The 14,660-nt window shown below is 72.7% G+C and carries 10 protein-coding genes; 3 read left to right on the top strand and 7 right to left on the bottom strand.

Annotated features, from left to right (window positions below; genetic code table 11):
- Positions 1–54 precede the first annotated feature (54 nt).
- On the top strand, positions 55–999 hold the full coding sequence (locus AC5L36_RS37350) for a SatS C-terminal domain-containing protein (protein ID WP_441222142.1): 945 nt from the start codon (positions 55–57) through the stop codon (positions 997–999).
- Between the two features lie 61 nt (positions 1,000–1,060).
- Positions 1,061–4,027 (top strand): transposase, encoded by a 2,967-nt coding sequence (locus AC5L36_RS37345; protein ID WP_441222140.1) that lies wholly within the window; start codon positions 1,061–1,063, stop codon positions 4,025–4,027.
- Positions 4,028–5,148: 1,121 nt separating this feature from the next.
- Here the strand turns inward: AC5L36_RS37345 and AC5L36_RS37340 are convergent.
- The 5 genes from AC5L36_RS37340 to AC5L36_RS37320 all read right to left on the bottom strand — a co-directional run bounded on the left by AC5L36_RS37340 (position 5,149) and on the right by AC5L36_RS37320 (position 11,529).
- On the bottom strand, positions 5,149–5,739 hold the full coding sequence (locus AC5L36_RS37340; RefSeq protein WP_173040105.1) for a GTP-binding protein: 591 nt from the start codon (positions 5,737–5,739) through the stop codon (positions 5,149–5,151).
- Position 5,740: 1 nt separating this feature from the next.
- Positions 5,741–6,118, bottom strand: coding sequence for a DUF742 domain-containing protein (locus AC5L36_RS37335; RefSeq protein WP_441222264.1), 378 nt, complete (start codon positions 6,116–6,118; stop codon positions 5,741–5,743).
- Between the two features lie 89 nt (positions 6,119–6,207).
- The gene (locus AC5L36_RS37330) at positions 6,208–6,612 is read right to left on the bottom strand and encodes a roadblock/LC7 domain-containing protein (protein WP_441222138.1); all 405 of its coding nucleotides are present in this window, start codon (positions 6,610–6,612) and stop codon (positions 6,208–6,210) included.
- Complete coding sequence (locus AC5L36_RS37325) at positions 6,609–10,049, bottom strand: sensor histidine kinase (protein ID WP_441222136.1); 3,441 nt, start codon at positions 10,047–10,049, stop codon at positions 6,609–6,611. The genes AC5L36_RS37330 and AC5L36_RS37325 overlap by 4 nt, the downstream gene beginning before the upstream one ends.
- Positions 10,050–10,464: 415 nt before the next feature.
- Positions 10,465–11,529 carry an adenosine deaminase gene (locus AC5L36_RS37320; RefSeq protein ID WP_441222134.1) on the bottom strand — a complete coding sequence of 355 codons (1,065 nt, stop codon included), beginning with the start codon at positions 11,527–11,529 and terminating at the stop codon, positions 10,465–10,467.
- A 9-nt stretch (positions 11,530–11,538) separates the two neighbouring features.
- Here AC5L36_RS37320 and AC5L36_RS37315 point away from each other — a divergent pair, with 9 nt between their 5' ends.
- Positions 11,539–12,378: a putative RNA methyltransferase gene (locus AC5L36_RS37315; protein ID WP_441222132.1), complete on the top strand. Its 840-nt coding sequence runs from the start codon at positions 11,539–11,541 to the stop codon at positions 12,376–12,378.
- Here the strand turns inward: AC5L36_RS37315 and AC5L36_RS37310 are convergent.
- Both AC5L36_RS37310 and AC5L36_RS37305 read right to left on the bottom strand, forming a co-directional pair.
- Positions 12,333–12,959 (bottom strand): DUF4272 domain-containing protein, encoded by a 627-nt coding sequence (locus AC5L36_RS37310; RefSeq protein WP_441222263.1) that lies wholly within the window; start codon positions 12,957–12,959, stop codon positions 12,333–12,335. The two genes, AC5L36_RS37315 and AC5L36_RS37310, sit on opposite strands and share 46 nt — an antisense overlap.
- Positions 12,960–13,385: 426 nt before the next feature.
- Positions 13,386–14,660: a thymidine phosphorylase gene (locus AC5L36_RS37305; protein WP_494909508.1), complete on the bottom strand. Its 1,275-nt coding sequence runs from the start codon at positions 14,658–14,660 to the stop codon at positions 13,386–13,388.

Here is a 14,660-nt window from a genome sequence, read left to right as displayed (position 1 = left end):
CCGACCCGACAGCCATCGGGCCGGTGCCAGACCTGAGCCCACACGGAGGTCAGCGTGGCCCGCCAGTCGCCCAACCGGCCGGACGCCGACAAGCCCGAGCCCGACCTCGAGATCGACGAGGATCTCGCCGAGGAGCTCGAAGAAGACAGCGACGAGCCAGAGTCGTCGGTCGGTGACTCGTCCTTGTGGGCCGATACGAAGATCGATCCCGTCGAGATCGCGCTGCCTTCCGGCGTGGGCTTCACGCTCCGGGCATACCGCCTCTCCACCTCGCTGACCCCCACCGAGGTCGGCGACCGTGACGACGACGACCCGTTCGAGGCGAGGGCCAAGCACGCCGTGCCGGAAGACGACGAGGACACCGTGGTGATCCTCGACGACGACTTCCCGGACGAAGACGACGAGGACGACGACACCGAGGAGATCGCGCGCCGCGGCAAGCACGCGCGCGACGAAGATTCGGAGGAGCCCTCGGCCGAGGAGTTCGACGACGAGGAAGAGGAGGCGGCGGCCGAGGAGGTGCCGGTCTTCCTCAGCCACCGCGGGCGGCTGCTGCTCTTCAAGAGCCCCGAGTCGCTGGTGACCTTCGTGCGCTCCGGCGCGCCCAACGACCTCGCTCAGGTCGACGGGTGGCCCGAGGTGGTCGAGCGGATCCAGCCGAGCCACGTGGCCCCGTCCGACGAAGACTCGTACGAGCTGGATCTCGTCGTGGAAAACCTGCGTGGTGGCCACGACACCTGGGACGTCAACCTGCTGATCGAGGCCGGCGAGGCGGCCCGCGACCTGGCGTACGCCCTGCGCCTCACGCCGGTCCTTACCGCCCTGTCCCCCGGGTCGCCCCTCGATGACCTTGACGAGGCACTTCGTTCCGCCGCGGGTGGTGGTCTGGGTGCCTTCCGGGGTCGACGGCGGCTCAAGAAAATCGGGGCACAACAGGCAAGTCTCGGCTGGCGCACGATTATCGGCAAGATCTCTGCCGCTGTGGACTGGCGCGACTGACCCCTCACCAGGGAGCATCAGTCCTTGGCACACGCTCAAGTCCGGGGAGGAGGACGACGCCGTGGCGCTCGTGCGCGTGTACTGCGGTCTGGCGTCGGCGGCCGAGTCTCGTTTGACGGTCGCTGTCGTCGATGACGCGGGGCGACTGCTCGACGTCTGCGAGGTCAGCGACGACCCTGGGGGTTATGCCCAGCTGGGCGCGCTGCTCGTGGAGCGTTCCAGCGGGCCGACCGGGGTGGCGATCGCCGCGGACAGCGACGATCACCTGGTCCCGTCGCTCCTCACCGCAGCCGGGCGCCCGCTCGCCATCGCCGACGACGACGCGGTCGACGATTACGCAGAGCGCTTCGCCGATGACGAATCGGTGGAGGAGATGGAGTCTCCCGCCGCCGAGCGGCGTGCGGTCGGCCTCGCGCGCGCCCTCCAGGCCGGTGCCCTCTCCGCGGTCGTCCTGCCCGTCCCGCGTGACCTGTTGGCCTACAAGCCGGTACTCGCCGCACACGCCGCACTCTGCAACGGCCGGCTCTCCGCCGCTGTCGCGCTGCGCGAGGTGCTTCGCGAGCTCTACCCGGCCGCCTTGCGCGCGTACCCCGACCCGGCCGAGCCGGTGTCACTCGCGGTGCTCGATGCCCTGCCCGAGCCGAGCCTGCTCAACGGCACCGCCACCGGCCGGGGGCGCGAGTCCACCTCCGCCACCGACGCCGTGATCAGCCAGCTCGCCGCCGAGGGCATCGCCGACGCCGAGACGGTCTCCGAAAAGATCACGGCGCTGCGGGTGGCCATCGCCGAGACCCCGCGCCGCGGCAGCACGAGCAAGGCGCTGGTGCCGGCGATCTCCGAGACCGTGCGCCAGGCGGTCGCCGCCGTGCGTGCCTGTGACCTCGGCTGCGACGCCCTCATCTCGACGCTGAGCGCCCGCCTGACCGCCCCTCCGGCCACGACGGCCACGCGCCGCACGCTGCGCCGGTCGACGGCTGGCACGGCCCAGTCCGCCGCACCGACCGGCGCCGGCCTGCACGCCGTCCGCCCGCCGGCCGAGGAGCCCGCGCCGACCCGTGTGGGCCGCCGGGCCCGCCCCGAGCCCGCCGCCGCGAGCGCCGCCCCCGCGATCCCGCAGGCGCTGACCACGCCGCCGGTAGCGCCCGCGCCCGTTACCCGCCCGCCGGTCGCGCCCCCGCCGGTCAACCGCCCCGCCGCCGCGCGCGGTGGAGACACCGGCCGCCGTCACGCCGAGCCGCCCGCCCGCCCCGCGGCCGCGCCAGCCTCGGCCCCGCCGATGGCACCGGCGTCCGCGCCGCCGGTCGCTCCGGCCTCCGCGCCGCCACTCGCTCCGGCCGCCTCGGCCGAGCCGGTCGTGCGCCCGCCCGTGGCGCCGCCCCCGGCGAGCCGCCCGATGGCCCCGGCGGCCATCAGCGCGCCCACGCCGCTGCCGATCCGCTCCTCGGCGCCGCCCGCGCGGCCGGCGCCCCCGACGGTGTATGGCAACGGCATGGCCGACACCGCACAGATCGCGATGCCGCTTTCCCGGCCCGAGCCGCCGCGCCCGCCGGAGCCGGCGCACCACCCCGAGCCGGTGAGCAACAGGCCCGTCTCCGCGCCGCCGCCTCCGCCGCCCGGCATCACGCCGATCGCGCCCGCCGCCGTGGTGCCTAGCCAGCGTGGTCTGGCGCCGGCCGACAGCGGCGAGCCGTTCCGCGCGACGCTCACCACCGCCGCGATCAACAACGCGCGCGCCGAGCGCCAGCGCCCCACGCCGATCCCGCCGCGCCCCAACACCCGGCACGACGCACCGCCGCCCGACCAGGGTGTCTCGCCCACTCCCGGTGGTTTTGGTGCTACGGATTTGAGCGTGCCCTTGCCGCGACACGCGCCCGAGCCCGGCTCCCGCGCCGCCTGGCCTTTGGTCAACTCGTCCGACAACGACCGCTCCCGTTTGGACACCGAGCCCTCACGGTCCCGCCTCGACGAGCCGGCGGCCCGGTCCCGCTCCGACGCCGACCTGCCCACCCGGTCGCGCCGAGACGAGCCGGCAGCCCCGTCCCGCCTCGACGCCGAGCTGGCCTCCCGGTCCCGCCTCGACGCCGAGCCGGCAGCGCGATCGCGTCTCGACGCGGAGCCGGCGACCCGATCGCGTCTCGACGCCGAGCCAGCGGCGCGGTCCCGTCTCGACGCCGAGCCAGCGACCCGGTCCCGTCTCGACGCCGAGCCAGCGACCCGGTCCCGTCTCGACGCCGAGCCAGCGGCGCGATCGCGTCTCGACGCTGAGCCGGCGGCCCGCGGAGGGGCCCACCAGCGGGCAAACGGCGACCAACCCTACTCGGGCTACAGCGAGCTCGACCGGCCCGCTCAGCAGGCCGCTACGGACGGCCGCGTAAAGCCGCCGTGGCAGGCGGACGACCTGCCCCAGGAGCCGCCGATGCTGCGCCTGGTGGAGCCGCCACCGCTGGCCGACCGCGCGCTCGACGACCGCCCGCTCACCGGCATGACCGCGCTGGACGCCCCGTCCCTGCGCCTCGTCGACGCCGAGACGAGCGACCGCGGTGCCCGCACCGCCCGCTCCCGGCGCGCGGTGGAGCGCAGCGCCGTGCCAGTGGCCGAAGAGGGCGACGGCGACCTGCTGATCTTCGCGCAGACCCGCTCCGCGTGGTTCGTCGGCCACCCGGAGGACGAAAACCAGATCGACTGGACCTCGTCCGCCGACACCGGCTGGCGCGCCGCCTCACAGGCCGCCACGCCGTCCGTGGGCGCCGAGACCACCTCGGGCCTGCCCCGCCGCGTACCCCAGGCCAACCTGGTGCCCGGCTCCGCCCTACCGCCCCGCGAGGAGCGCCCGCTGCGCATCGTCCGCGACGCGCAGAGCATCGCCGCCCACACGACCGGCTACTTCCGCGGCTGGCGTCGCGGGCAGGAGATCGGCGGGTACGCGGTCGGCGGCCGCCCGGGCCGCGAGTCCGCGGGCGGCTGGGACTTCAGCCGCGACTCGGTAGACCGCGAAGACGAGTACCGCTCCGCCGGCTACCGCTCCTAACCCTCACACCCCCGGCCCCGCGAAGCTCTCGCGGGGTCGAGGTGGCCTCGGCCTGTGCGGCTCCGAGGCGAACCAGAGCTACCGCGATGTCCGTCGTGGTCCAGACCGCTGCTCCCGCGGCCTCACCCGTCCGCCGTTGGTCACGCTCATCCCTGCGCGCAACCGGCCCGGCGAGAAGGGGCGGGGGGATGAGCTTGTGCCAGGCAGTGGTCGACGTTTGTCCACAATGCCTGTTCCCGGATCGGCGATCCGGGAAAGCAACAAGGGTTCCGTCGCCGAGAGTAACCGCTGCGGCGGTGTGAACGGCGCGAGATTCGGGATCTGGGAGAGTAAGGCGCTATTTCAACCCTACGTCTCCAAGATCTCGAAGTCTCGCCCCCATTGGCTGGTTACGCTGCGTCAGGATGGCAGAGTTAGGGCCGCGAAGACCCTTCGGGGCTTGTCCCGCGGACCTGGCAGTGCACGGCCGGGGGTTTCGGCGAGCGCTGGCGAGCCGCCGGCCGGAGCGGTGCCCGCGGGAACATACGGTCCGTCGGTGAGGCGGACGGGGCCCATAGGGGCCGCTCGACTTTGGAGTTTGATCCGCTTCTCCGTTCCTTTCGGGTTGTGGTTGGTGCGCCTCCGGCGGGGGGCCCCAGGCTCCGGACCGGGGGCGCCTCGCCTTGTTTTCGCGTTGTTGGTGGGTGGTTGCGGTGGGAGCACGCTGGCTGCGACTCGGGGGTTGACCGGGCCGCGAACACCATGACCGGCGGTAGCCGGCCCACCCTTCCACTGGTGGGGGATGCGGCTCGGCGTGTGGGCGGCGTCATGATCGTTCGCCCGGAAACGACGCGACACGCCGGCAAGAGTGTGGGTATCGGGCGAACGATCATCGGGGAAAGCAGCAAGGGCACGGCTCGACGCACAACCGCCGGACTAGCCGCCGATCATGGCCTTGCCTGCGGGCTTGTGCCGCGGACATGGCAGCGGAGGCCGGGGTTTCGGCGAGCGCTGGCGAGCCGCCGGCCGGAGCGGTGCCCGCGGGAGCATGCGGTCCGCAGGTGACGCGGACCGGGGTATATCCACATGGCACGCAGCCGCCGACGGGCATCGGCCCGCCGGCGGCGAGGTGTGGCGAGCCCTCAGGCGGGTGCTACCGCCCGGGAGCGGCGCATGCTCAGCACGTACTCCACAAGGGAGATGAGCACGTGCTTTGTGGACTCGCGGTTGCGGGCGTCGCAGCTGACCACGGGGATCTCGCTGGAGATGGCGAGCGCGTCGCGCACGTCCTGCGGGTCGTGGTACTGCATGCCGTCGAAGCAGTTGATGGCGACCAGGTACGGCAGCCGCCGGTGCTCGAAGAAGTCGATCGCCGCGAAGCAGTCGGCGAGTCGGCGCGTGTCGACGAGCACGACCGCGCCGATGGCCCCGCGTACCAGCTCGTCCCACATGAACCAGAAACGGGTCTGGCCGGGGGTGCCGAACAGGTAGAGGATCAGGTCGCGGTCGATCGAGATGCGGCCGAAGTCCATGGCCACCGTGGTGGTTGTCTTGCCCGGCACCTGCCGGGTGTCATCCACGCCGACGCCGGCAGACGTCATGATCGCCTCGGTGGTCAACGGCGTGATCTCCGAAACCGAGCCGACCAGTGTCGTCTTGCCAACGCCGAACCCACCGGCGATGACGATCTTCGCCGACGTCACGCGCCCCGTCAGCGGCGGGCGTTGCGACATGTCAGAGCCTGCGAAGTCCACTCAGCACCCTCTCCAGCAATTCAGTGCCCACCGCGTCGTTGGCGTCGTCGAGGGACGTCGGCTCGTACACCGCGAGCAGGCCGTCGGCGGCCATGTCGGCGATGAGGACCCGGGCCACCCCGAGCGGTAGCTGCATCCGCGCCGCGATCTCCGCGAGCGATTGCAGCCGGCCGTCACAGAGCGCGGCGATGTATTGATGCTCCCGGCCCTGACCGCCCTTCGTATTGCCCGCGGACCGTCCTCTTACGGTGGTCTCCACGAGCGCCTCGAGCGCGATCTCAAGCCTGGGACGGGTCCGGCCGCGGGTAACGGCATATGGTCGCACCAGCGCACCGGTCGGCTCGTCGCGTTCCGCCATCATCGCCGTTCACCCCCTCCTGTCGACCCGAACAAATCTCGAACAGAATCCGTGCATCAGCGGCCCCCCGTGTCGGACCGCTTGTGCGCTCAACCCAACATGCCCGCGGTCGTACGCGGAGCGGGCGTCAGCGCGTCGCCCACGCGGTCGACGAGCAGCGCCATCTCGTAGCCGACCTGGCCGACGTCGGAGCTGCGCGCTGCCAACACGGCGAAGGAGGAGCCGTCCGAGATCGACATCAGGAACAGGAAGCCGTTGTCCATCTCGACCACTGTCTGGAGCACCGCGCCGCCCTCGAAGCACCGCGCCGCTCCCTGGGTGAGGCTGACGAGCCCTGACGCGATGGCCGCGAGCTGGTCTGCCCGGTCGCGCGGAAGATCACGCGACGCTGCCAGCAGCAGACCGTCGGCGGACACCGCGACCGCGTGGGCCACGCCCGGCACCCGATCGGCGAAGTTGGCGAGTAGCCAGCCGAGATCCTGCGTTGTTGTCATCCCTCATGCTCCTTCTGGCCGCTCCCGGCCGCGGGGCCCAAACCGGTCTGCGGGGTCTCCCCCGAAGGTGTCGGCTGGTCGTCCTTGGGGTGCGTGCGACCACGCTGCACCCCTCGGTGGTACGCGGACAGCAGACCGCGCACCGCCTCTGGTGTACGACGCTGCACGGCAGCGGCGCCCTTGTCCACCCCACCGGGCACGAGCTGAGCCATCGGCACCCGCTTGGGGAGCCCGGCCTGGGTGGTCTCGGCGGCCGGCCGCTCAGCCGCGGCGCTGGCGGCGCGCCAGCCGTCGTCAGCGGCGGTCTGCCAGCCGCCCGCTGGCTCCCGGCGCGCGCCGTTGCCGTTGCCACCGGAGGGTGGCGGGACGGACGGGCGCGTGGCCGCGGCGGGCACCGGTGTGGCGGTGGGCGCGCTGGCCGTCGGGGTGCCCTGTGGGGCGGGGCTGGCCGGTCGTGCGGCGTCGACGGTGACGAAGTCACCGTTTGGCGCGGACGGTGTGCGCGGCTCCTCTGGCGCAGCACGCCGCCCGGTGCGGAACCAGGCCGACTCCAACTCGCGGAAGATCGGCAGCTCCATGGTCTCGTCTGCGAACCGCGGCTTGGCCGCCTGCCCGGCCTGTGCGGCGGTCGTCGGCCCCGTGGCCGCGGCCGGCGCCGGGGCGGTCGCCTCGGACGCGGGCGTGGCAGCGGCCGGCGGAGTGGTCGCGCTCGGGTCGTTTCGGCTGGTGACCTTGGGCAGCTCGGCGGTCATGTCGAGCGCCGCGGCGAGCTTTTCCGGGACCGGTGGCGTGGTCGTCGGGCCCGTCTCCGCCGCGCTGACCGGCGGCCAGGCCGGCGGCGCCGAAGAGGCCGGCACGACCGGCGGCGTGGCCTGGGTGGGCCGGGACGGGGTCACCGGTGGCGCCGACGCGGGCGGCGGCACCTGAGCCTGCGGCGGGACCGGCGGCGCGGAAACCGGCGGCACGGGCGGAGCGGACACCGGCGGCACCGGCGGGAAGCCGCCGCGCGTCTCCGGATTGGCCGGGATCTGGCGCGGGATGCCCGGCGCCGGAGGGGCGCTGGTCACCTCGCCGTCGACGGTCCAGTGGTCCTGCTGGCCCCGACGCTGCGGCAGCGGGTCGCCCGGCTGGCCGTTCGTCGGCGTACGCGGGCTGAACATCGTGCCCGAGCCGTTGGTGGTGCCGTTGGGCGCCGAGGCCGCGCCGGTGAGGTCGGACCAGGCGGGCATCGACCGCTGCGGCGGACCCGAGGGGCCGACCATGCGGCCACCGTTGAGCGGGGCGGGGTCGAACGGCCGCCCGGGCGGGACGGAGGGCGGACCACTTTCCAGGGCCAGCGGCGTGGGGCCCAGTGGCGGGCGCTGCACCGGCACCGGCATCGGCGTCGGCGGTGCGGTATGCGGGGTGCCCTGGAACTGCGGCACACCCGGCTCGTTGCGCCCGGAGAGCGCGCGCGGCACGAGCACCGATGTCGGCAGGGTCACGTCGGCAACGGTGCCACGCTCGCTAGCCGGCCGCAGCTCGACCTTGACGCCGTGGCGGGCGGCCAGCCGCGCGACCACGACGAGGCCCATCATCCGGGAAACGGCGACGTCGACCAACGGCGGCGTGGCGAGCCGCTCGTTGAGGTCGTGCATCTGGTCGGGCGTGATGCCGATGCCGCGGTCCTCGACGTACAGCACGGCGCGGTCGCCGACCCGGCGCGCCTCGACCATGACGTGCGAGTCGGGCGGCGAGAACGCGGTGGCGTTGTCGAACAGCTCGGCGACCAGGTGGACGAGGTCGTTGACCGCGCTGGAGGCGACCTCGATGTCGCGGTCGATCACGCCGAACTCGATGCGCGTGTAGTGCTCGACCTCGGACTGGGCGGCCCGCAGCACGTCGATGAGGGCGGCCGGCTCGCGCTGGACGCGGGTGGAGTCGGCACCGGCGAGGACCAGGAGGTTTTCGTCGTTGCGGCGCATCCGGGTGGCCAGGTGGTCGAGCTGGAAGAGCTCGGCCAGGCGGTCCGGGTCTTCCTCACCGCGCTCCAGCCGGTCGAGGTGGCCGATCAGCCGGTCGACCAGGATCTGCGAACGGCGGGCCAGGTTGACGAACATCGTCGCGACGGAGGCGCGCAGCGCGGCCTGCTCGGCGGCGGTGCGGACGGCCTCGAGGTGGACGGCGTTGAACGCCTCGGTCACCTGCCCGAACTCGTCCTTGCTCCGGACCGGCAGCGGCTCGGCGATCTGGTTGGCCACCTGCACCGGCGAGAGCTGGCTGGACAGGGCCGGGTCGCGGAGGCGGGAGACGGCCTGCGGCAGCCCGTACTGGGCGACGGAGAGCGCGCCGTGCCGCAGCTCGCGCAGCGACCGGGCCATCGAGCGGGCGACCGCCCAGGCGAAGAGGATCGCGAGCAGGAGGACGCCGAGCAGCACGCCGGCCTCGACGAGCAGCTGCTCGTACTCCTGGTCACGCAGCGTGGTGGCGCGGTCGACGATCTCGCCGTCGACGGAGGTCTCGACCTCGCGGACCAGGTCGGCCTTCGCCAGCAGCGCCGTATCCCAGCTCGCCGCGTCGAACGGCCGGTCACTCGTGTCGGAGCCGGCGAGGCTTTGCAGGTAGCCCGCGTAGCCCTCGACCTTGCGCAGGTCGGAGCCGGCGACCGTCTGGTCGAAGAACTCGCCGTCGGTGCTGGTGGCGACCGCCTTGAACGCCTGCACCGCCTGCTCCTGCCCGGTCTGCGTCTCGATGTACTCCCTACGCAGGTTGGGCGTGAACGCGCCGGTGCTGATGATGCTGAGGCCGACGATCCGCTCCTGGGAGATGAACTCCTTGTAGCGGGCGAGCGCGGCCCCGGCGCGCATCTGGTCGCCGAGGGTCGTGTCGCCGGCGAGCTGTGCCGCCGAGTCGCGCACCGAGATCAGGCTCGTGAGCAGCGTCGTGTAGTTGTTGGTGGTCTGGCTGAGCTGGAGCTTGGCGTTGGTCACCTGGCTGCGGATCGCGGGCAGGTCCGCGAGGCGCTGGTCGATCGTGGTGAGCGTGTCCCGGAAGTTGGCCGGGAGGTCGTCGGCGTTGAGCGCGTTGCGCTCCTGCTGGTAGGGCCGCTTGGTCTCGTCGACCGTCGGCTGCACCTTCGTGTACGCCTCGTTGTACCTCTGCTTGCCGGCCTGATCGGTGGCGCCGAGCAGCATCGCCGCGGCGGCCCGCTCGTTTTGCAGGTTGTGCACCAGAGCGCCGGATGCCTCGGAAAGCTGTGAGAGCGTGCGCGCTCGGTCGGCGTCGTTTGCCGTGCCGAGGTGCTCGATGAGGCCGTTGGTGCCGACCCCGATCGTCGCCAGCGTGGGCACGATCATGATCAGGCCAAGCTTGGACCAAATCGGGAGATCGCGAAGCCGGCCCAGCGGCCGGCGGAGACGCGACATGACAGAGTCCGCCGTCTTCGGCTGCTTACTCACGTCACCGCCCTCTCCAGCTCCGGCACCCGGCCCGTCAAACTGGGCACCGCTCATCGACCGACCCGGTCGGGTCGAACCCCCGAGATTCCATCACGACCCGTGTCAAAGAGAAAGGCCAGGTTCGCCCTAACCGTCCCCGCAATCGGGCGAAGGTAGCTATTGATAGCAATGCGTCCGCGCTCAATTACTGACTGTGACCGCACGTGCTGTCCAACTTGTCCCGCCTAGATCTGGGCCGTGATGACCACCTCGCCAAGGATGGCGACGCTGCCGCGTTGCCGACCATTGCCCGACCGGCCAACGACGGCAAGGCCGAAGTGCCGGTTTACGCACTGCGTGCATACCGCCAAGCAACCACTCGGTGCGCCCCGCCTGACCGAATCGCCACAGTTGAGGACCGGGCGGAGGCACCGTTCTACAACAACTTCGCGTAAGCGGGCTTGATGATCTCGTTGATGATCGCGAGGCGCTCGTCAAAGGGGATAAAAGCGCTCTTCATCGCATTGATCGTAAACCACTGCATTTCGGCCCAGCCGTAGCCGAACGCCTCCACCAGCAGCGCCATCTCCCGAGACATGGACGTGCCGCTCATCAGGCGGTTGTCGGTGTTGACCGTGACCCGGAAGCGCAGGTCGCGCAGCAGGCCGATCGGGTGCTCGGCGATCGACGGCGCCGCGCCGGTCTGCACGTTGGAGGACGGGCACAGCTCCAGCGGGATGCGCTTGTCGCGCACGTACGCCGCGAGACGCCCCAGCACGTCACCGGTGATGTCGTCGACGATCCGCACGCCGTGGCCCAGCCGGTCGGCGCCGCACCACTGGATCGCCTGCCAGATCGACGGCAGCCCGAAGGCCTCGCCGGCGTGGATGGTGAAGTGGAAATTTTCCCGCTGGAGGTACTCGAACGCGTCGAGGTGCCGGGTGGGCGGGAAGCCGGCCTCCGCGCCCGCGATGTCGAAGCCGACCACCCCGGTGTCCCGGTAGCGGACGGCGAGCTCCGCGATCTCCTGCGAGCGGGCCGCGTGGCGCATCGCGGTGAGCAGCGTGCCGATGCGGATCGGCCGGCCCGCGGCAGCCGCACGCGTCGCGCCATCGGCGAACCCGGCGAGCACCGCCTCGACCACCTGCTCCAGGGTGAGCCCGCGGGACAGGTGCTGCTCGGGGGCGAAGCGCACCTCGGCGTACACCACACCGTCGTCGGCCAGGTCGAGCGCGCACTCGGCGGCTACCCGGTGCAGCGCCGCCTCGGTCTGCATCACCGCGACCGTGTGCTCGAACGTCGCGATGTAACGCTCCAGGGACCTGGAGTCGCAGGCTGACACGAACCAGCTGGCCAGCTCGCCCGGGTCGGTGGCCGGGAGCGGATGGCCCACGTCGGCCGCCAGCTCGATGATCGTCGCCGGGCGGAGCCCGCCGTCGAGGTGGTCATGCAACAGGGCCTTCGGGGCCTTGACGATGTCCTCGTACGCGATTGCGACCATGGAAAGATTATGGACGCTGACGTGGTCGCAGAGCTGCGGTGCCCGGTTTGCGGCGAGCCGCTCGAGACCGCGCCCGGAGCGCTGCGCTGCCCGCACGGCCACAGCTTCGACATCGCCCGCCAGGGCTACGTCAACCTGAGCGCCGGGCGCTCCCCGCACCCGGGCGACACCGCCGACATGGTGGCGGCACGCGCCGAGTTCCTGGCCGCCGGGCACTACGACTTCATCTCGGCCGCCTTGGCGGAGGCGGCGTGCGCCGCGTACCAAGGCGGTCTGGTCCTGGACGCCGGAGCGGGCACCGGCCGGCACCTGGCGGCGGTGCTGGACGCCCTGCCGGCCGCGCCCGGTCTGGCCCTGGACGTCTCGAAGCCGGCGCTGCGCCGCGCGGCGCGCGCCCACCCGCGGGCCGGCGCCGCCCTCTGCGACACCTGGGGCCGGCTGCCGGTGGCGGACGGGGCGGCCGGGGTGGTGCTGGACGTGTTCGCGCCGCGCAACGGCCCGGAGTTTCGCCGCGTGCTGCGGCCGGGCGGGGCACTGCTGGTCGTGACGCCCGGTCCGGACCACCTCGCCGAGCTCGTCCAGCGGCTGTCGCTGCTCCAGGTCGACCCGGACAAGGCCGAGCGGGTGGCGGCCAGCCTCGACGGCCACTTCGCCCTCGCCGGCGAGACCGCGCTCACCCGCACCCTGACGCTCAGCCCACAGGAGGCGGCCACCCTGGTCGGGATGGGACCGAGCGCGTGGCACACCACCCCTGTGGCGCTGGACGGCCCGGTCACCGTGACCGCCTCGGTGCGGCTGGGCGTCTACGTGGAGAGGTCGACCTCTTCCCAGCCGGCCGGCGGATCGTGATAAGGCCCCCGGAAGATCACCGCCCACTCCAGGGCCCACCTCCGCTGGCCGATCGCGTTGGCGTCGATCTCGCCGGGCAGCGGCGCGCCGATCCGCTCGGCCTCGAGGTAGCCCCAGTCGAGGCAGTAGTAGAAGTCGAGCACGGTGGCGGCGTCGAGCGCCGAGCGGGGCGCGGCCAGCGTGCGCGAGCGCCACTCCGCGAACGTCTCCCCCGCGGGCAGGTTGGGCAGCAGCTCCACCAGCCGGTCGTCGGCGACCTGCTCCGGGTCGAGGTGCTTGGAGAGGCCGAGGAGCCAGGCCAGCGCGTACACGGCGTCGTGGTGCAGCACGAACGAGCGGTGGTCGCCACGCCCGCCCATCACGAACTGCCACTCCGGTGGCGTCACCTGGTCGACCAGGTGCGAGCCGAGCAGCCAGCTCATCGCCGCCTGGGGCGGCATACCGAAGCAGCGGGCGAGCACCACGTGCAAGATCGCGGCGCGCGCTTCGATCTCCGCGGTCGGCCGCAGCTCGACCTCGTCACCGGGCTCCCAGACCAGCGGAAAGTGCGGCGGCGGCTGCGGCAGCCGCAGGCGGCGCATCTCCTCGACGCTGGCCAAGCGCACGTGCCGCGGGTCGGGAGCCGGAACAGCCACTGGTCTACGTCCCTGCCAATCGTCGCAGCGCCCCCTGGCCTGGGAGAATAGCCGTTTCGGCCGAGCCGCACCACGCCCACTTCCCGATGGATCTCGGCAGCGGCGTTAGCGGTGGTCAGGGCCCGCGTCGCCGCACTCTGTGGGTGGCTTCGGCGGGCACCCCCCACCCAAAAGACAGATCTGAGCTACCGCGATGCCCGTCGTGGTCCGTGCCGTTGCTCCCGCGGCCGCACCCGTCCGCCGCTGGCCGCGCTCACCCCTTTTACCTCCAGTGTGATGGCCACAAACCCTTGGCTGGCTTCGCCGGCCTGGGTGAAGGTGGCCACCGCACTAGCTGCCTTCGTGGTCCGGGGCGGCGTCTCCATCTGGGACCTAGGCGATGCGTTCCATGACCAGGGCGCGCGGGCCCGGGGCGACGTCCGCGACCTCGACCGCGCTGGCCGCCTCCGCCAAGGCGGCGGGGATGCGGCTGGCGTCGTCGGCGCGCAGCTCGAAGAGGGCCTCGCCGGCGCGCACCGGGTCGCCGGGCCGCTTGTGCAGCACCACGCCGGCCGCGGCGCTCACCGGGTCTTCCTTGCGCGCCCGGCCGGCGCCGAGCCGCCAAGCGGCCACGCCGATCCCGAGTGCGTCCACTGTGGAGACGTAGCCGTCGCGGTCGGCGCGCACCGTCTCGGTCTCCCGCGCGACCGGCAGCGGCGCGGCCGGGTCGCCGCCCTGAGCGCGGATCATCGCGCGCCACGAGTCCATCGCCTTGCCGCTCGCCAGCACCTGCGACGGGTCGACGTGCAGCCCGGCGGCGGCGACCATCTCGTCGGCCAGCGCGAGCGTCAGCTCGACCACATCGGACGGTCCGCCGCCGGCCAGCACCTCGACCGACTCGGCCACCTCCACCGCGTTGCCGATCGCGAACCCGAGCGGCGTCGACATGTCGGTGAGCAGCGCGACCGTCGCGACGCCGTGTGCCTTTCCCAGATCCACCATCGTGCGGGCCAGCTCGCGGGCGTCGGCCGCCGACTTCATGAACGCCCCGGAGCCGACCTTGACGTCCAGCACGAGCGCACCGGTGCCCTCGGCGATCTTCTTGCTCATGATCGAGCTGGCGATGAGCGGGATCGCCTCGACGGTGGCGGTGACGTCGCGGAGCGCGTACAGCTTGCGGTCGGCGGGCGCCAGACCCTCGCCGGCCGCGCAGACGACCGCGCCCACGTCGCGCAACTGGGCGACGAACTCCTCGTTGGTCAGGCTCGCCCGCCACCCCGGGATGGCCTCCAGCTTGTCGAGCGTGCCGCCGGTGTGGCCGAGCCCGCGCCCGGACAGCTGCGGCACCGCGGCACCGCAGGCGGCCACCAGCGGCGTCAGCGGCAGCGTGATCTTGTCGCCCACGCCGCCGGTGGAGTGCTTGTCGACGGTCGGGCGGGACACCGCGGAGAGGTCGAGCCGCTCGCCGCTGGCGATCATCGCGGCCGTCCACCGGGCGATCTCCGCCGGCGTCATGCCGCGCAGGAGGATCGCCATGGCGAGCGCGGACATCTGCTCGTCGGCGACCTCGCCCCGGGTGTACGCGTCGACCACCCAGTCGATCTGCGCGTCGGACAGTGCTCCGCCGTCGCGCTTGGTGCGGATCACGTCAACCGCGGCGAAGCCCAT

The organism is Phytohabitans sp. LZ39 (assembly GCF_059359075.1).
This window is presented reverse-complemented; position numbering and strand designations above follow the sequence as displayed.